Origin of the sequence: Bryocella elongata (genome assembly GCF_900108185.1) — a bacterium.
Taxonomy (GTDB): domain Bacteria; phylum Acidobacteriota; class Terriglobia; order Terriglobales; family Acidobacteriaceae; genus Granulicella; species Granulicella elongata.
The window spans coordinates 1-18398 of record NZ_FNVA01000005.1; the positions used below are offsets into that span (position 1 = coordinate 1).

Sequence of the window (18398 nt, forward strand, 5' to 3'; positions counted from 1 at the left end):
TTTCTGCGTCCGGAACCCGAAGTGCGAGAGCGGTAGACCACTCACCCCTACGGGGGATCTCCCTGTCCTGCTGGGGGATTCGGGTCGCGACCCGTGACGATGGCACCATCACGGGTGCGGCACGTGCACGCGAAGCGCCCGAAGGGCCTTAGCTGGTGAAGAGGGGGCGTGTGCCGTTACGTGCGGGCCGGCTGCCGGAGTCGCCGGCGTGATGTGCCGAAGAGGGCAAGTGCGCCGGTGGCTGCGAGAAGCAGGCTGGTGGGTTCGGGCGTAACACTCGAAACGGTGATCAGGCCGGAGTTGGTGCTGTCGATTGAGATCGGATTGCCGTCCCCGTCGGAGAGGCTGGAGTTATCGAGATTGAACGATACCGTCCCCGAGGATGCTCCCGATGCGAGGTCGAAGAATATCTCGCCAAGCCCGAGCGTCTCTCCCGCCACGAGTGTGGTGTAGCTCGAAGGGGTAGAGGCAATGTCGGTCGCATCGAAGGTCTGGCCGGAGCCCGAAGCGGAGATGTCGGGGCCGAAGAACGAGTTGCCGTCGAAGATGTAGTCGTAGGTCGTGGTGCTGGTGGTGGCGTCGGTGAACGTCACGGCCGAATTCGCTGTCGTGATCTCGAAGACGAAGCCGCCGATCTGCACAGCGGAGGAGCCCGTATTGGTGATGTCGACTTCGAAGCTGTTCCCGGTACTGCCTGCGGAGGCAGTGGTCGATGCAGCCGAGAAGATGATGTCAGCATGAGCAGACAAGACACAGGCCATGGAGATTGCCGTGGACAAGATCGCGATCGTACGTCTGGTGTTGAGCATGAGCCCCTTCTGAAAGCGGATTTCCCCGCTGCCATTTCGTTCGGAACTGGAGTGTCGTGGCGTCTTCCTGGTGAGAGGCCGCCCGCGGAAGGAGATTCCCCGCGAACGACGCGGGGCACTGGTCTATTGCGGTGGAGGGGTCGGCAGCTTGGTATTCAGTTTGGCTTTCACGGCAGTGACATCGGCGGCGGTGACGGCTCCGTCGCCATTGGTGTCATAGAGGATGTTGTATTGCTGGGCGATCCCGCTGTTGACCAGCACCAGGTCGCTGGCGTTGACGACGCCATCGGCATTCACGTCTCCCGCCAGAACCTTCAGACCTTGCGAGAAGGGATTGCCAAGTTCGAGCGCGTTGCCACTGGCATCGCTCAACATGTTGATTCCGGTGGTAGCCAGCGTGAGGGTCACGTTGGCACTCGAAGTTGGCGCAATGGTCCAGGTGAGTGTGTTTGTTCCCACGCCACTAAAGCCGGTTGCGGTAATTCCACCCAAACTGTTGATGGTTCCCGTGACAACCGGCTCCGAGAAGGTCACCTGGATCCCAGTCACATTCCAGGGAAGGATCGCCGGAGAGGCGGTGCTTATCGTGTAGGCAGTAGAACCGAACAGTACCTTGAAGGCCGTTATTTGCAGCGGCGAGCAAGTGATGATGTCGTTGACTGTGCTCAAACAGCTGTTGACGCACGGCGTTCCTAAGCCATTGCAACTCGAGTTGCACGTAGAGACACTGCTAATGCCGCCAATCTCACAACCGAAGATGCATTCTCCAATGTCCGCGCACCCGGCGGTGCATTTGTTCACGGCGTTGTTCTTGCAGTCATTGAGACTGGTTTGCAGATTCCAGCCGAGGTGGATAGGTCGTATCGCAGCGGGGCCGAGTCCCGGCAGGAAGATCCGGTCGGCCTCGGCCGGGCCGCTGTTTGCGGCCAGCAGGATGGGCTGCGGAAGTTGCCGCTCGGCGAGCGTCGCTGAGGGGAGCGAAAGGGATGAGCTGGCCGGGTGCTGGAGCTGCGCGCTTCCAGAGGCACTGAACAGCAAAGCGGACATAGCCAGAAGGCCAGCGATCTTCAGCATGGAGGGGGATCACCCGAAAGTGGAATTGACTGTCTGGATCGAAAAACGCGGCCCGGGAGTGTGACGAAATTGTAGCGGTAGCCGACGAAAAATTCCAAGCGGCGGCGCGCTTTTTTGCGAGCGATGCAGGCGCGGGGACCGGGGAACTCTGTCGCCGCAGCAGGTGTGGGCCCCTCCCCCCGGGTGTGGGGAAGATCCTGAGAGCAGGGGAGTTATCTGGGGGTATCTCGTAAAATCCTGAGCCGTCAGGAGTTGGGCGCCGGGTCTTGAGGGCGTTGGGTTTCGGCCCAGCGTACGCTTCGGCGTGGACGCGGGGCTTTGGATTCAGGGGCTATCTCCAGTGTAGGCCCTGGGGCGGGGCCGGTGCGCCATGCGCAGTGGCTCTGTTTTCAGTGAGATAGGGGGATGCTGGGGTTGACAGGCTGCCGGGTAGACGAGTGAGGGTGAGGGACGGGCTGCAGGTGCAGGAGATGGTCCCGGCGAGGGCGCGGGGCGCGCCAGCCAAGAGAGAAGCTGCCAGGACGGCTTGAACGAGCTGTTTCATGATCCTGCGCTGCACGGGCGGCGCGGTCGCTGAAGGAGCCGACGGCGTCCGAGACGGGCATGGCCCTCAGATTCGGGCGGAGATATTGGAATCATCGACCCCTACAGCAACGGAAAAAGGATTGCGAGATATGGAAGGTGTTGCGATATCAGTCCGCGAGGGGACGCTCACGGCCTGGTTCGAGCCGTGTCATTCCGGGTGGTGCTTGCGTGGGGAGTTTTGGGGCGGGATACGAGGTTGGCGTTCTTAGGCCTTGAAGACGCGGTGGATGTTGCGCGTTCGGCTGGTGATGAAGAACGTTCCATGGCTTGTTGCTCTGGAGGGGATCGCCATGCTTGGATCGTCGTCTGATGGAGCGGAGTTACTCGTTAAGGGCACGACTTCAGTCGTGCCGTTATGGGTCGCTTCAGGTTCGCCTTCAGGCGCGGAGGTGGGTTTGGCGATGGCCAAGCGTACCTCAAGCGCCAAAGCGCGGGGAAGGGGGCAGCAGTTACGGCACGACTGAAGTCGTGCCCTTAACGGGACGTGGTGGGTTGGGATTTGCGGCTAGCGTGACGCCAGGCGCTGCAGAGCGCGAAGGATAGTAGCAACTCGGAGCTTTCTCTAGGTGCGGATGTATGCTTTGCGAATGGCGAAATGGCCTCGGTCTGGATGGGCGCACGCGGGAGTTGCGGTTGTCGTCGGCAGCCTTGCGTGTGCGGCGGCGTTTGGGCCTCTCGAGCAGCACTATCTGGCTGAAGCGGTGCGCGAAGCGCCTCATGATGGGCAGGATGGACTTGCGGCGTTCGCAGGCGCGATGGAAGCGTGCGTCGCGATCTGGTTGCTGGTCGCGGGCGTGGTGTTCGTCGTTCAGCGGCTGCTCACGCGGGGGAAATGAGTGGGAGCAGGTAGCTTGCCGTGGCTCGTGGTTTGCGGCTTTGCTTTGGGATGGCCAAGCGTACCTCAGGCGCTAAAGCGCGGGGAAGAGGGGCGAGTTACGGCACGACTGAAGTCGTGCCCTTAACAGGATTTGGGGTTTGACGTTGTGGTTGGCGTTACTAGGCTTCAGTCGCCGAAGCCGCGTGTGCGTGGGTGTAGGCGGAGGAGTAGGGGTACAGCTCGGGGAGTTGACAGAGGCGGGCGCGGACGGGGTTCGCGTGGATGTAGTCGCGGTGCTTCAGGAGGTCGTCGCGGTCGCGGATGCGGTGGTCGGTGAAGCCGCGTTGCCAGACGGGGAAGTTCGATTCGAGGCGGTGGGAGAAGCCGCCCTTGATGAGTTGCATGGCGCGTTCGATCGTGATGCCGGTGGGCGTCAGGAGTAAGTGGACGTGGTCGGGCATGGCGACGAAGGCGTGGAGTTTGTAGTGGCCTTCGCGGCGGTAGTGCTGGAGGGTTTCGAGGAAGAGTTCGGCGTTCTTTGGCGCCACGAAGAGGCGAGTGCCGTTGTATGTGCGGCTGGTGACGAAGAACGTTCCATGGCTTGCTGCTCTGGAGGGGATAGCCATTGTCGGTATGTGTTTTTGGGGTTGTTTGCTGAATGCGTGAGGGGCTTCTCGTTAAGGGCACGACTTCAGTCGTGCCGTTGTGGGCGTCGGAAGTTCGGATCTCTCAATATCGCTCTTCGAGTCGCTCGACTTCGTTAAGGGCACGACTTTAGTCGTGCCGTTGTGGGTCGCTTCAGGTTCGCCTTCAGGCGCGGAGGCGAGTTTGGTGATTGCCAAGCGTACCTCAGGCGCTAAAGCGCGGGGAAGATCTTGCAGCTTACGGCACGACTGAAGTCGTGCCCTTAACGGGACGTGGTGTTGGGGGGGAGTTTGGAGGCGGGATTAGCGATCATTGATCCGGGTTGCGCCAGCGATTGATGTTCCCATCTGTAATGGTGAGGCCCCCCACGAGTTGGGCACCCGGAATTGGTGGGCCATCCGCCTTCAGGCGCCTGCATTCTTTGGTTCTTCGCCGTCGGAAGGCTTGATTTTGCCCGCTTGTGTTCTCCGTGGCGATGGATTTAGGGTTTCGGCGATCGACCGCAATTCCATGGCCGCAAGGAATGTCTCTTCGCGGCTGCCGAAAATCTCTGGGCTATGTGCGATGACATCGCATGCTGCCTTCAGTCGTTGCGCCACCGGAATCGCCGCTTGTGGGCCCATCGAGGTTACGTGACGGTAGACATCCATCCCGAGTTCATAAAGCCATGGGATCTCATCCCGGAACAGCGAACTTAGGATCAAGAGGCCCATGTAATCGCCTTGAAAGCCGATTCGGTCGGAGATGAGCTGGTACATCATCCGGGGCGGGAGCCGGTGAAACTTGGATCTGGAACCCCTCTCTTCGCGTCTGGCGATTGCAGTAGGCAGCTCACGAAACATTACCTTAACTTCCTCGAAGAGCTTGGCGACGGAGGCATCAGCTAGCTGCCCATCTTGCTCCTTCGTTAGCGGACCTTGAGCCTGACCCTCCTGTGCCAGTGCTGCACTCTTTGTCCGAAAAGCCTCGACCTGCATGGTGATCGTATCGGTGTCCGGCTCTGCTCCCGGGATACGGCAGAGCAGCTGTTTCACAAGCTTCGTCAATGACTCTGCGTCGTCACCGCAGTTCTGGAATTGAGCGAAGGGCCCTGTGGATGCCTTAGATAGCGAGATTCCTAACGCAACGCCATAAACCGGGGTGTTGGCCTTTCCTTTCGCAACGCCAGCCTCATACAGGATCCAAGGACGCTCGATGCTGCGGTGGGTGAGAAGGCAAACCACATCGGTGGCTTCGTCGATTCGCGACATGACTTCTGGATACCACTCGACTCCGAACTCGATGCCTTGGGTGCCCTTTTTATCCGACGATCGGAATGACTTCAGCATGCCTGCGCTAATGCCGGATAATAGCTTGCTAAATGCTTCAGCAAGTGCCGCATCGCGGCTGTCATGACTCACGAAGACTAGCGGGCTGCGTTGGGCGATCGCGACGAGGTCTTCGCCGCGCACTGTCTGCCCGTTTATGGGCTTTTGAGTTTGCTTTCGTACTCTCATACGCCCTGCGGTCCTCTAATCGATACGCTAGTGTAAGTTTTTCAGCAGCCAATCTGAGCAATTTTTGTCGAAGCCGCTCCACGCCCCAGGAGCTCCGACAGCCGCGACCAATAGTTTGTCATTCGCATCCATCTTTGCTTTGAGCGCGTCCCGCACCTCTGTCGCAGTGAGTTGGGTATTGATGATCCAGGTCGAATCCAAGCAGTGCCACCAAGAGCCTAAGCCCTTAATTTCCGCGATCAAGCTGGAGTAATCCTGGCCCGGTTTATCTAAGTCGTAGCCAATCACGTAGACTGCCATTCCGCTTGCGCTCCTTTTAGGCTGGATTATCTCACCAGCGACTGCGCCTAGCTGCAGCCGCTGGTGCTGCCGCATTCCATGCAGCGGTAGCAGCTGCCATTGCGGGTCATGATGGCTCCGCAGGTGGAGCAGCTGGGGGAGTCGCCCATTTCGTACATTTCCTTCATGGCGGAGGCGGCGTGGTAGATTCCACGATCTTCGATCGTGGAGGGTCCAGGGCCCAGGGGCCAGGTTCCAGACTGCGAGAGGCCGCTGGCTGCGGTGAGGTCCTTTGCGATCGTCGCCTGCGGCTCGCTTGCGATGCCGCCCTGGGGGGCGCGGCGGTCGGTGAGGGACGAGGGGTCAGGGTTCAGGGCCCAGGGTTCAGACTGCTGGTGGGTGGCGGTGGGCTCGTTGGTACCGCTGAACTGCTGGTGGGCGTCGCCGAAGATGCTGGCGGAAAGGGTTCCGGAGGGCGTGCTGGGCGCGGTGTCGTGCAGGTTCTTCGACTCCGCCCCTTCGACTCGCTTCGCGAGGTCAGGGGCTGCGCTCAGAATGACGGTTTCAACGGGGGTGGCGGGGCGGAGGTTGGCGAAGAGGTCGAGCTGCTGGCCGCTGAGGAAGCGGAGCTGCATCCAGCGGAAGAGGTAATCCATGATGGACTTGGCGTAGCCGATCTGCTCGTTGCCGGTCCAGCCGGAGGGCTCGAAGCGGGTGTGCGCGAACTTCTCGCAGAGCAGCTTGAGGGGGACGCCGTGCTGGAGGCACATGGAGACCGCGGTGGCGAAGGAGTCCATGAGGCCGGAGATGGTGGAGCCTTCCTTGGCCATGCGGATGAAGATCTCGCCCGGGGTTCCGTTGGGGTAGAGGCCGACGGTGAGGTAGCCTTCGTGGTCGGCGATGCGGAACTTGTGGGTGATGGAGGCGCGCTCGGAGGGGAGACGGTGGCGCACGGCGCGGGGCGGTGCGGTCTGGTCGGTGGCGTCCTGGGCGGAGGTGGCGGCGGCGATGAGGTCGGCGACGCGGGCTTCGAGGGCGGACTTGGCGGCAGCGGTTTCGGCTAGCTGCTGAGAAAGAGCGGCCTTGTCGGCGGAAAGGTTCTCGACGACGGAGGTCAGGCGATCGGGGTCGGGGTTCTTCGACTTCGCGGAATCGCTTTGCGATTCTGCTCCGCTCAGAATGACGGCGTTTTTCGTGGCCGTGACGCTGGTGCCCTTCTTGTCGGCGTCGGTCTGGGCGGAGACGTTGAGGGGCTGGGTACCCTTGGAGCCGTCGCGATAGATGGCTACGGCCTTGAGGCCGAGGCGCCAGGATTCCATGTAGGCGTCGGCGATGTCCTGGACGGAGCAGTCGTTGGGGAGGTTGACGGTCTTGGAAATCGCCCCGGACAAGAAAGGCTGTGTTGCCGCCATCATCTTGACGTGGCCGAGCCAGGAGATGGTGCGAGTACCCTTGGCGGGCTTGAAGGAGCAGTCGAAGACGGCGAGGTGCTCGGGCTTGAGGGCGGGAGCGCCTTCGATGGTGCCGGTGGCGTCGATGTAGTTGACGATGCCTTCGACCTCATGCTCGTTGTAGCCGAGCTTGAAGAGCGCGCCGGGGACGGTGTTGTTGACGATCTTGATCATGCCGCCGCCGACGAGCTTCTTGTACTTGACGAGGGCGAGATCGGGCTCGATGCCGGTGGTGTCGCAGTCCATCATGAAGCCGATGGTGCCGGTGGGAGCGAGCACGGTGACCTGCGAGTTGCGGTAGCCGTACTTCTCACCGAGGACGAGGGCTTCGTCCCATGCGGCCTGGGAGGCAGCCTTCATCTCTTCGAGCTGCGGAGCGATGAAGCCGGCGTTGTCGACGTAGGAGCTGGTGCCGGAGACCTTGAGGCTGCTGTCGATGTTGTTGACCGAAGCGCGGTGCATGCGGACGACATCGAGGAAGGGCTCGCGGTTGACGTAGAAGCCTGGGCAAGCTCCGCCCTGCACGCCGGTGGACTGCGTGAGCGGGGTGGCGGCACCGAGCGGCGGGCAGGTGGCCGCGATGCGTGCCGACTGCGCGTAGGCGTCGCCGCAAAGGATGGCGGTGACGGTGGCGGCGAAGGCGCGGCCAGCGTCGGAGTCGTAGGGCAGGCCGAAGTTCATGAGCAGCGCGCCGAGGTTGGCGTAGCCGAGGCCGAGCGGGCGGTAGTCGTGCGAGTTCTTCGCGATCTGCTCGGTGGGGTAGCCGGCGGCGTCGACGATGATCTCCATCGCGGTGGTGACGACGCTGATGGCGTGGCGGTAGGACTCCACGTCGAACTTGCCGGCCGGGGTGAGGAACTTCATCAGGTTGAAGCTGGCGAGGTTGCAGGCGGAGTCGTCGAGGAACATGTACTCCGAGCAGGGGTTCGACGCATTGATGCGGGCGGTGTTCTTGGAGGTGTGCCAACGGTTGATGGTGGTGTCGAACTGCATGCCGGGATCGCCGCACTGCCAGGTGGCTTCGGCGATCTGGTGCATGAGGTCGCGGGCCTTGTACTCCTTCACCTCTTCGCGGTTCTTGACGGTGCGGGTGGTGAAGGAGCCGTCAGTCTCGACGGCGTGCATGAACTCGTCCGTCACGCGGACGGAGTTGTTGGCGTTCTGGAAGAAGATGGAGGCGAAGGCCTCGGAGTCGGGGCCGGAGCCGTCATAGCCGGCCTGCATCAGGTGCCAGGCCTTGGCTTCTTCCTTCACCTTGCACTGGATGAAGTCTTCGATGTCCGGGTGATCGATGTTGAGGATCACCATCTTGGCGGCGCGGCGGGTCTTGCCGCCGGACTTGATGACGCCGGCGAAGGCGTCGAAGCCGCGCATGAAGCTGAGGGGACCGGAGGCGGTGCCGCCGCCCGAGAGGGTCTCCATGCTGCCACGGATCGCCGAGAGGTTGGAGCCTGCGCCCGAACCCCACTTGAAGAGCATGCCCTCGGTCTTGGCGAGGGTGAGGATCGAGTCGAGCGAGTCGCCGACGGAGTTGATGAAGCAGGCGGAGCACTGGGGGTTGCTGTAGCCGGTGGTGCTGAAGAGCACCTTGCCCTGCTCGGCGGTCCAGTGCCAGTTCTGGGCGTCGGAGTTGGGCTCGAGGCGATCGCAGCCGACGTTGAACCAGACCGGAGAGTTGAACGCGGCCTTCTGGTTCACGAGCAGGTGAGTGAGCTCGTCGAAGAAGATCTGAGCATCGTTGGCGGTCGCGAAGTAGCCGTCGCGGATGCCCCAGTCGCGCATGGACTCAGCCACGCGGCTGATGAGGGCGCGGACGCCGGACTCGCGCTCGGGCGTGCCGACGCGGCCATGGAGGTACTTGCTGGCGACGATGTTGGTCGCGGTCATGGACCAGTCGGCGGGGACTTCGACGTTCTTCTGCTCGAAGATGAGCTTGCCCTTGTAGTCCTGGATGACGGCGTCGCGGAGTTCCCACGCGACCTCGTCCATGGGCGAAACGCCCGGGCGCGTGAAGTGACGCTCGAAGGTGAGGCCAGGAGCCGACTTGGCGCGCGAAGGCGCGGGGCTGGTGGTGATAGCGGCTGCATCGAGTGCAGATAGGGCGTGGATTGCGGTGGAGCTGATCTCGGACATCGTGTGTGTTACCTCCCGGCGGATTGGGGCTTTCGACAAAAAGTGGCGCAGGGCCGGAGAACCGGCCGGGCTAAGAAGTTGGACGCTAAGGTCGGGGAACAGACCGCGACTCGGAGTTTTGCCACGGGTTTTGGGAGAGTCTCCTCCCGTCCACAAGCGCAGCAGAACCCATGGCCCGCGCGAGAGTCGCCGGGACCGAAACCGAAATCAGGGCCTGTTTTGCAAGCGGTGTGGCCCAGAAGGCGGCTTCACCAGAACCAGCGGTGAGTGTGAAAGTACCGCCCTATCTGGTACGAGTCAAGTATAAAGCAACTAGATGTTGTGGTGCCAATGCAGATACCCGGGAAGCTGTGACCCACGCGGTGGTTTGGTCTTCCAAGTGCGGTTTTCTTGGGGTTTTCTTGTGGAAACCGCTGGGAATCCGCCACAGTTGCGGGATTCTGTGACAATCCCGTGAATGGCCAATTTCAGGGTACCGAAAACGGTGTTGTGGAGAGCAATCTCTGAGCGTGCAAAACCCGGCTTAGAAGCAGGCGGGTGTCCGGAGATCACCGCGAGATCGCGCTCCAGCCCCGGAATGGGAGACGCCAGAGACACCAACGCCCCCACCGCAGTGGAGGCGTCGGTTGTTCCGGCGGAACGAGGCTGCTAGTCGACTGTCAGCGTCAGCGTAGTGCTGGCGGTGATGGCCGAGTTGGTGGTGTCCGTGCCGGTGATGGTGAGCGTGTAGGTTCCCTTGGTAGCGGTGGTCACGGTCTGACTCACGGAGGTCGTCGTCGTGGTGCCAGTGCCGGTGCTGGTGGAGGTGTTGACCGTGCCGCTGGAGCAGCCGGTGAGGGAGAGTCCGCCGACCATCAGCAGGCCCATGGCGACGAGGCCCTTCAGCTTGCGGGAGCGGCGGCCGAAGTAGCCGGTGGTCAGCAGGCCGGCCAGGGCGAGACCCTCTGGCAGCTTGCTGTGCCCGGGAGCGGGGCTAGCCGGCGCCTTGCTTGCTGGTGCCTCGTTCACAGAGACCGTGGTCCCGGCGGACTTGAAGGCCGCGCCGGCCTGGCAGCCGGAGTTGGTAGCGATGACGCTCAGCGTCACGCTCGTGGCGGTGGTGCCGGTGATGGTGGCGGTGGGGATGGTGTAGCAGGCGTAGTTGAGCGTCGGGCTGGAGCTGATGCTCCAGGCGACGGTGCCGGTGTAGCCGCCGGCGGGGGTCACGGTGACGGAGGTCGTGCCGGTGGAGCCTGATGCGATGGTCAGTGTGGTGGGCGAAGCCGCGAGCGTGAAGGACTTGCCGGAGGTCGAGCTGCCGGAGGTCCAGGCCGTCATCATGTTGTAGAAGTTGGGCGAGCCGAGGCCGGTTGCCATGTCATACCCGGTGTTGGCGGTGTACCAGAGGTTGTCGTTGCCGCTGCCGCAGAGCGAGACGCCGACGGTGCACTCGTTGCCGCCCGACGTGACGTCGTGGAAGGCGGACGCATACGTGGTGGAGTTGGAGGCCATCGCGTACAGGGCCGGTGTGATGAGTCCCTGGCCGGTCGTGGCGTTCTTGTACTGGTTGATGATGGCGACGAGTCCGGCGAAGATCGGCGCGGCGAAGCTGGTGCCGCCGGCGACGGTCAGGTAGGTGCTGGTGGAGTCGCGGAAGCCGTGCGAGCAGCTGCCGGTGATCCCGGTGGAGGTGTCGCTGGAGCAGTAGAGGTAGCCGGGGTAGCTGGGTGAAGCGGCCAGAGAGATATCCGGCACGAGGCGGTAGAAGCCTGTGCTGGTGCTCGCAATGCTGGTCTGCCAGCTGGGACGGGCGAAGAGCGTACTGACGCCGCCGCCGCTGGACGACAGGTAGTTGCTCAGCGAAGTGCCCAGAGTGGCGGTCGTGGAGCCAGCCGTGTCGTCGTTCCAGACCTGCTCCGGGATATAGGAGAGGGCCGAGCTGATGACATCCGAGCCGCTGGCCGAGGCCCAGTAGGTGGTGGCGGAGGTCCCTGTATCGGCTGCCGGGAACTCCGTGCCGCCTACGCCTACGACGTACGCGCTGGACGCGGGGTAGCTGACGTTGAGGGTCTGCTCGGTGGCGAGCTCCGTGCTGTTGAGGCCGGAGGTGCCGTACTGGCCAGCGCAGGAGGTCGAGCCATCGTCGCCGGAGGAGTTGATGACGGTCTCGCCGAGGGTCGCGGCCTGTTTCAGAAGAAGCTCATAGGTAGCAACGTCGCTTCCCGCCGGTGCGGGTGAGGTTCCGTTGCTCGCAACGTACTCGCACTCTCCATAGCTCACGGTGATGATCTGTCCGAGCTTGTTCTGGATCGCGTAGCCCATGGCATCGAAGACGCCTTCGTTCGCCGTCCCGTTACCGCATCCGGTTGAGTTGTTATAGTTGCCGCCGCCGGCATAGACGAAGTTGATGGTGGCGCCAGTGGCGATGCCGCTGGAGTACTCCAGGTCGAGATCGCTTTCGGCCTCGTCGTCAGTGAAAACCAGCGGGCAGCCGGTTCCGGGAAGGATGGTTTGTGTGGGTGCGCGGACGGCGACGCCTGCCGCGGTCTGGAAGTTGGTGATGTCGGTGGCGACGATCGCCGACTGGCCGATCACGGCGATGGTCTGGCCGGTCCCGGTGTATCCGGCGTTATAGGCAGCCTTGATGTTGTATACGGTGGCGACGTCGGCTGGCGTGAGGAAGTGTCCGCCGGTCTGGCTGGAGGTGAAGTCGGGCCGAACGCTGACGGGGCTGCGAAGCTGCGTGTGCGGCAGGACGCGGAAGTTCGAGAGATGCCTGACACCGGCGGCGACGCCAGCCAGCGCAGCAGGAATCGAGAGATCGCTGGAGGGCGCATAGTGGCTCTCGGTATCGCTCGAGCTGCGGTAGTAGTGCAGCGAGGTGCCGAAGGCGCTGGCGACCTGGGCGGCGGTGCCGTCGAAGGTGATCCCAAGGCGGTTGGCGCTGACGCCGGTGACCGAGAAGCCCTGCGAGGAGAGCCAGGCCTCCGCTTTGGCGAGGTCAGCGTCGGACATGCCGAACCGCGTGGCGAACTGGGCGGGCGTTAGCCACTGGTGGTACTGGGCGGAAGAACTGTCCTGCTGCGCGGCGATCAGGGCGTCGAGATCCGCCTGCTGGGCGTCGCTCATGTTGAAGGTGAGTTCAAGGCCCTGCAACTGGAGCTTCGAATCCACCTGGCCGCGATCAAAGTCGGCGACGGCGCGAGCCGGGCGCGAGTGCGCCAGGGTGGTGCGCTGCCCGTTGTCGATGGCTGCGGTGATGCGCGAGCGGCTGGTCTGGGTCTGAGCTTGGGCCTGCCCGGAGGCTCCGCATACGGCTACGGCAACGAGTACGGCCGAAGCGGCTTGAAAAAGGGAACGATGACTGGTTCTCATGGGGAGCATGTCTTCCTGTGGAGGCCCTCACTGGCGGAGGCTGGCAAACGTGCGGTGGAGGTTGTGGGTAGCACGGACGGCCGGATCTGCTCCTGACGAACTGGCGGCTGGTCCGCGACCGTACCGTGTTGGACGAGGCCTTTTGCTCCGGGAGTACAGCTCCTCAGAAGAAGAGCCGTGCGAGAGGCACTGATAGAAGTTGGGGCAGGAGCGAGGATTCTTTCCTGCTTGTATCTAACGGGCAGAGTTGGAAATTGTTGCGTTTTCGACACGTGGAGGCGGTGTTGCGCAGTTCCTGTCGGGACGGTTGCAATCAAGAGCCGCGCTTGCCCCGAACCATGAACCTGCGCGGTAGCACCAGCATAGCGCCGGAAGGGAAGGCTACGACCAAGGGGTTGCCGAGGACGTAACGGGTCGAGTCCCATTGCGGGGAGGGATAGGCGGCACAAGGGCCGGCGGGAGGCATCGAAGAAAGACGCTGGAGCCCCGGCGAGGAGGAAATCGATGAGCGCAGGTACTGAAACATCCGAGAGGTTCAGGACATCCAGGATGCCCAAGGCGAAGGAAAGCTGGGGAAGCGGCCCGGAGGCTCCGCAGCCTGCACCTTCTGAGACGCCGGTGAATAAGAGCGCGGCGGACCAGGCGGCCGAGACGGTCAAGCCGTCGGCACCTGGCGAGACGGGCACGACGCCGGGGACGAACTGGAAGTAGCCGCGAGGCCACGGGCCGAAGCTTCAGGGTGCGGTAATGAAGGGCCGGGATCTTTTGTCCGATGAAAATTCCGCGTCGCTATCCCTCGCAAACGACACGCGGATACAACGCAATGGTGATTCGTTCTTTGATTGGCCACAACGGATAGTCGATAGAACCCAAGACGCTTTAATGATGAGCAGTTCAGGCGCGGGGACAAAGACTACCCATGATGATGCCCAGCTCGTACAGCCCCCTGCTTGTTGTGTGTTCGTTTCTCGTCGCAATTCTGGCTTCCTACACAGCTTTAGAGATGGCCGGCCGCATCACTGCGGCGCAGCCGAGTGTCGCCAAGGCGTGGCTGCTTGGTGGCGCCTGCGCGATGGGCGTCGGCATCTGGTCGATGCACTTCGTGGGGATGCTGGCGTTTCGACTTCCGGTCCCGATCGGCTACGACCTGACGATCACGCTGTTGTCCCTGGGGATTGCGATCGCCTCGTCCGCCTTCGCCCTATGGCTCGTTTGCCAGGAGGAGCTCCCTCTGCGGCGGGTCGTCGGCGGAGCTCTGCTGATGGGCCCGGGCATCGCCGGGATGCACTACACCGGCATGGCCGCGATGCGGATGACTCCCGGAATCAAGTACGACCCGCTGCTGTTTTCGCTCTCCATCGTGATCGCGGTGGTCGCGTCGGGTGCGGCGTTGTGGATCGCCTTCCAGCTGCGTCAGCATGGGACGAGGGTGCGGGCCCGGCGCGCGGGCGCAGCGGTGGTGATGGGTGTGGCCATCGTCGGCATGCATTACACGGGTATGGCCGCGGCAAGATTCCCGATGGGAAGCAGCTGCGCGGCGATGCACTCCGGAGCGAGCAGCAACTGGATGGCGATGGTGATCGTGATTGCCACCCTGGCGGTGCTTGCGATCGCGCTGATCATCTCTGTGCTCGATCTGAGACTGGAGCTTCGCACGGCGGCGCTGTCGTCCTCGCTTGCGGAGGCCAACCAGGAGCTGACCTATCTGGCTCTGCACGACAGCCTGACCAAGCTGCCGAACCGGCTGCTGTTGGAGGATCGTCTGCACCAGTCGATCCTGGGTGCGGGGCGAGGAGCCAGCCGCATCGCGGTGATGTTCCTGGACCTGGACGGCTTCAAGGGTGTGAACGATGCCTTCGGGCATCACGTAGGCGACAACCTGCTGGTCGAGATCGCGGTGCGCATCAAGGCGTGCGTTCGAAGTGAAGATACGGTGGCGCGCATCGGGGGAGACGAGTTCGTGCTGGTCGCGAATATCTCCGAGCCCACGGGAGCCGCAGCGCTTGCCGACAAGCTGCTCCGCGTGATCCGCGAACCGGTGGAAAGCGACGGCCACGAGCTGCAGGTCTCCGCGAGCATCGGCATCGCCATGTATCCCGGAGACGGCGAGACGCAGCATGACGTGCTGACCAACGCGGATGCTGCGATGTACCACGCGAAGGCGCAGGGGCGGGACGTCTACTGCTTCTTCGAGAACTCGATGAACGTCAACGCGCATGATCAGTTGCAGCTTCTGCAGGACCTGCGGCATGCGCTCGCGCAGGGGGAGTTGGTGCTGCACTACCAGCCCAAGTTTCAGGCGCCCGCCGGGCCCGTTCTGGGGGCCGAAGCCCTGCTGCGCTGGAACCATCCGACGCGGGGCCTGATCTCGCCGGACCGCTTTATTCCGCTGGCCGAGAAGACGGGCCTGATCATTCCGATCGGCGAGTGGGTGCTGGATGAGGCCTGCCGGCAGATGCGCGAGTGGGTGGACGCCGGGCACGATGAGTGGACCATCGCAGTGAACCTCTCGCCGCTACAGTTCAGCCATGATCGCCTGGTGCGCATGGTGACCGAGACGCTGCTGCGCCACGGACTCGAGCCGCACTACCTGACGCTGGAGATCACCGAATCGACGGCGATGCGGGATGTCGAGTCGAGCCTCGCGATCCTCTCGGAGCTGCACGCGATGGGGGTAAGGATCTCCATCGACGACTTCGGCACGGGCTACTCCAGCCTGCTGTACCTGAAGCGGCTGCCGGCGACGGAGCTGAAGATCGACCGGGGTTTCATCCGCGACCTGACGCACGACACGGAAGACGCCGCCATCGTCTCAGCGATTGTGGCGCTGGGCCGTTCGCTAAAGCTGGGGATTGTCGCGGAGGGTGTCGAGACCTCAGAGCAGCAGGAGTTCCTGACCAAGCTGGGTTGCGATTCGCTGCAGGGATATCTTCTCGGCCGCCCGGTGCCGGCAGAAAAATTTGTGGAAGCGGACAAACTGCTGAGCCGTCCCTGACGCGGACGCACGCGATGACCGCGCGGCAAGAGGAGTGTGGTGGGCCCACCAGGACTCGAACCTGGAACCAAGGGATTATGAGTCCCCTGCTCTGACCATTGAGCTATAGGCCCCTCCACGCGATTCGCCCGAGGTGGGCGGCGGAGGTACGCCTACCAGTATGCCGTGTTTGCCTGGGGAAGCGCGAAACCGTCGGTTGCGGTCCTGTCGCGCTGGCAGATCCGTTGCGCTACTGGACGATGGTCTCGGAGGCGGAGCTGTGCAGATTCATCGTTCCGGTTGGAAGGAACGGTAACGCGAAGTTGAAGGCGTAGGTGACACTTACGTTCACCACGCAGCCGGGGCCGTTGGTTCCGAAGGCTGTACCGCAGGCGAGGCCCGTGGGGCCGGTTCCGGGCCAGGTGGTCGTTACGGTGAGCTTGTTCGACGAGATGCCCGTGACATCGAGTGCCTTCACAAATGTCGCCACGTCGGTGGACGTGGCGGTGCAGCCTCCGTTGATGGTGTTGGTGCAGCTGGCGCCGTTCCAGGTGGATCCGCGAACCATCGCGTAGCGGCTGGCGGAACTCGCCGCCGTAGCGAGGAAGTGGTCGATGTAGGCGAGCCGCGAGCAATCCACGATGCCAAAGAGCGCCATCAGGAACAGCGACATGCTGATCGCGATGTCGATGCTCGCATTGCCAGCGGTATCGGTGGCGAAGCAGATGCACGCGCGGACAGAACCGTGAATTGTTTGGGTCATGGATTTACTCCCAGGGGGCTGGCCCGTCAGTAAGCTGCACGCATCCGCGCTTTCCCGGAGAGAGGAAACGAGGCTGGCAGCGTGTTCACGAGGATGATGGGATAGTCGGTGGTCGAGGTGTCCACCTCGACGTAATGGACCACGTTGTGTCCGCAGACAGGGGTGGACGTGCAGTTGACTACCGGAGAGCTTCCGTCTGAGCACTCACAGCCAGTGCTGACGGCGACGTTGAGGTTGGAAACATCCGGCGCCCCGACCTGGGCAGCCGAGGCGATGCCGGTGGAATCTTCCGGGGCCTGCGAGCCATACACAGCTCCTGCCTGTGCGGCGTTGGAGACCTCGATGGCCACGTAGCAGACGCGGCCAATGTCGATGGCGCCGGCGAACAGGAGAACCAGCAGAGGCGATACGAGCGCCGTTTCGATCAGCGCGGACCCGCATTGATCGAGCCGAAGATGCTTCGCGAGAAGGGAAGCGCGGTGCCGGGTAGTCAGAGGGGGCGTCATGGTCATTGCACCAGCACCGCGCTATCGTCGCTCAGCGGCGAACCGCCGGGCAACGAGTTGTAATTCGCGTTGAAGACACTGCCGATGGTCGCGAGAAAGACGATGTCCTTGGCCACGAGGATGTTGTAATTGGCGACTCCATCGACGGCGTAGTTGACCGAAGCGGAAGGGAAGTAGAAGGCGCCTTCGAGCTTCGATCCCCAGGGTCCGCTGGCGAGGATGGTCGCGGGAGTGGTGTTGCTGGCATCCTGCCAGAAGAGGATGCCGGGATAACTTCCCGTCGTCGGCGCGGTGAGGTTGACGCTGCCAAGCAGTCCCAGCACGCTGGGTGCAAGGAAGGTAATTCCGCCGACCGGACCATAGTTATAGAAGGTCACACCGCTGCCTGAGACGGTCGAGAGCAGACTGATACTAAGTCCTCCGGCGGGCAGACCTAGTAATCCCGTGTTATTCGACTCGATGACGTACGTTCCGGGATTGAAAGTAACGTTGGCAAGGACTGCGATGTTGATACCGCCGCAGTACGTTCCAGGATTGAGCACCACGGGCCCATTGAGAGCCGTAAGCGTGAGCATGGAGCTGGAGCCGAAGTAAGGCGACCTCGTGCTGGTGCCGCAGGTTGTTGTTGAAGGCGGAGTGAGATACGCGAGCGGGTCGTTGGGCGTAGGCCTCGCCGCGTTCAGTTGGGGATGCGGCACGATGCCGCAGAGCAGGCCTGCATCGCCCCCTGTGACGCGGATGCGCGGCGCCGTGACCGTGAACGACAGCAGGCAGGTGAGGGCGTAGGGCGATGCCGACTCATCAATGATGGAGCACGCCGCCATCAGCGCGATATCGATGGTGACGGCGTTGTCGCCGCTGGGATCGAGTGCGTACACGCATCCGGCGGAGGTGCGTGCGGCTTCTGCCCGAGCGCCGACCTTGAAGTTCCCAAAGCCAAAGATGCGGGCAAAGTAGGTGGGCGTATAGGTGGTGACGACGGCCTCGACCGCGCGAGTGCTGCCGTAGTTCGGATCGCTGGCGCCCATCGCGCAGACAGGATCGTTGATGGTCAGCGAGAGGCCGGTGCTGGTGACGTTCGTGCAGTTGGTGTAGACGGTCGGCGTGCTGTAGCCGTTCTCAGTGATTGCGCTGCTGGCAGCGTCCTGCATCGCCTGGCAGTTCGGCAGGGAGCCACAGGTGCGAATCTCCATGGCCGCGGCGAGTGCCGCAGAGTCGGCTGCGGTCTGCAGCTGGCGCTTGACCTGCCACAGATGTCCCACATCGACGGCCATACCCAGAAAGCCCACGACCATCGACAGCGCAATGGCGCTGATGATGAGGGCCTGTCCGGTCTGGTCGCGGAGGAACCTGCGCACTGACATGCTCGATGCTGCCTTTCCCGCGGCTCCGGTGACCGAAGTAACTCGGCCGAAGGACCGCGTGAAGGATATCTAAGCACGCTGAGAAGTCATTTCCACGGCGGCGCGATAAGTAATCGCGCACGGTGATATCACGGGGAGATTCAAGAAA

At 62.8% G+C, this 18398-nt stretch carries 14 protein-coding genes and 1 tRNA gene; 3 read left to right on the top strand and 12 right to left on the bottom strand.

What is annotated here, in order from left to right; all coding sequences use genetic code 11:
* Positions 1 to 176: 176 nt before the first annotated feature.
* The 3 genes from C4S68_RS14095 to C4S68_RS14105 form a co-directional block, all read right to left on the bottom strand.
* Positions 177 to 809 carry a PEP-CTERM sorting domain-containing protein gene (locus C4S68_RS14095; protein ID WP_103933743.1) on the bottom strand — a complete coding sequence of 211 codons (633 nt, stop codon included), beginning with the start codon at positions 807 to 809 and terminating at the stop codon, positions 177 to 179.
* 123 nt (positions 810 to 932) lie between these two features.
* A complete protein-coding gene (locus C4S68_RS14100; protein WP_103933744.1) occupies positions 933 to 1883 on the bottom strand; it encodes a dockerin type I repeat-containing protein in 951 nt (316 codons plus the stop codon).
* Positions 1884 to 2673: 790 nt separating this feature from the next.
* A complete protein-coding gene (locus tag C4S68_RS14105) occupies positions 2674 to 2877 on the bottom strand; it encodes a hypothetical protein (RefSeq protein ID WP_103933745.1) in 204 nt (67 codons plus the stop codon).
* Between the two features lie 178 nt (positions 2878 to 3055).
* Here C4S68_RS14105 and C4S68_RS14110 point away from each other — a divergent pair, with 178 nt between their 5' ends.
* Positions 3056 to 3304: a hypothetical protein gene (locus C4S68_RS14110; RefSeq protein ID WP_103933746.1), complete on the top strand. Its 249-nt coding sequence runs from the start codon at positions 3056 to 3058 to the stop codon at positions 3302 to 3304.
* 160 nt (positions 3305 to 3464) lie between these two features.
* Here the strand turns inward: C4S68_RS14110 and C4S68_RS14115 are convergent, their stop codons facing one another.
* The 5 genes from C4S68_RS14115 to C4S68_RS14135 form a co-directional block, all read right to left on the bottom strand.
* Positions 3465 to 3911, bottom strand: a complete 447-nt coding sequence (locus tag C4S68_RS14115; RefSeq protein WP_103933747.1) for an REP-associated tyrosine transposase — start codon at positions 3909 to 3911, stop codon at positions 3465 to 3467.
* Between the two features lie 423 nt (positions 3912 to 4334).
* The gene (locus C4S68_RS14120; protein ID WP_103933748.1) at positions 4335 to 5426 is read right to left on the bottom strand and encodes a TIR domain-containing protein; all 1092 of its coding nucleotides are present in this window, start codon (positions 5424 to 5426) and stop codon (positions 4335 to 4337) included.
* Positions 5427 to 5453: 27 nt separating this feature from the next.
* Entirely contained in the window at positions 5454 to 5726 is a 273-nt protein-coding gene (locus C4S68_RS14125; RefSeq protein WP_103934110.1) for a SinR family protein, read from the bottom strand.
* Between the two features lie 47 nt (positions 5727 to 5773).
* Positions 5774 to 9289, bottom strand: coding sequence for a vitamin B12-dependent ribonucleotide reductase (locus C4S68_RS14130; protein ID WP_103933749.1), 3516 nt, complete (start codon positions 9287 to 9289; stop codon positions 5774 to 5776).
* 648 nt (positions 9290 to 9937) lie between these two features.
* Positions 9938 to 12643, bottom strand: coding sequence for a S53 family peptidase (locus C4S68_RS14135; RefSeq protein WP_160115159.1), 2706 nt, complete (start codon positions 12641 to 12643; stop codon positions 9938 to 9940).
* A 549-nt stretch (positions 12644 to 13192) separates the two neighbouring features.
* Here C4S68_RS14135 and C4S68_RS23225 point away from each other — a divergent pair.
* Entirely contained in the window at positions 13193 to 13354 is a 162-nt protein-coding gene (locus C4S68_RS23225; protein ID WP_160115160.1) for a hypothetical protein, read from the top strand.
* 208 nt (positions 13355 to 13562) lie between these two features.
* Positions 13563 to 15638, top strand: coding sequence for a putative bifunctional diguanylate cyclase/phosphodiesterase (locus C4S68_RS14140; RefSeq protein ID WP_200821560.1), 2076 nt, complete (start codon positions 13563 to 13565; stop codon positions 15636 to 15638).
* Between the two features lie 37 nt (positions 15639 to 15675).
* Here the strand turns inward: C4S68_RS14140 and C4S68_RS14145 are convergent.
* The 4 genes from C4S68_RS14145 to C4S68_RS14160 all read right to left on the bottom strand — a co-directional run bounded on the left by C4S68_RS14145 (position 15676) and on the right by C4S68_RS14160 (position 18250).
* Positions 15676 to 15751, bottom strand: a tRNA-Ile gene (locus tag C4S68_RS14145).
* A gap of 116 nt (positions 15752 to 15867) precedes the next feature.
* The gene (locus C4S68_RS14150; protein ID WP_103933751.1) at positions 15868 to 16380 is read right to left on the bottom strand and encodes a TadE/TadG family type IV pilus assembly protein; all 513 of its coding nucleotides are present in this window, start codon (positions 16378 to 16380) and stop codon (positions 15868 to 15870) included.
* Positions 16381 to 16406: 26 nt separating this feature from the next.
* On the bottom strand, positions 16407 to 16886 hold the full coding sequence (locus C4S68_RS14155) for a TadE/TadG family type IV pilus assembly protein (RefSeq protein ID WP_160115161.1): 480 nt from the start codon (positions 16884 to 16886) through the stop codon (positions 16407 to 16409).
* A 2-nt stretch (positions 16887 to 16888) separates the two neighbouring features.
* Positions 16889 to 18250, bottom strand: a complete 1362-nt coding sequence (locus C4S68_RS14160; protein WP_103933753.1) for a pilus assembly protein TadG-related protein — start codon at positions 18248 to 18250, stop codon at positions 16889 to 16891.
* Positions 18251 to 18398 lie beyond the last annotated feature (148 nt).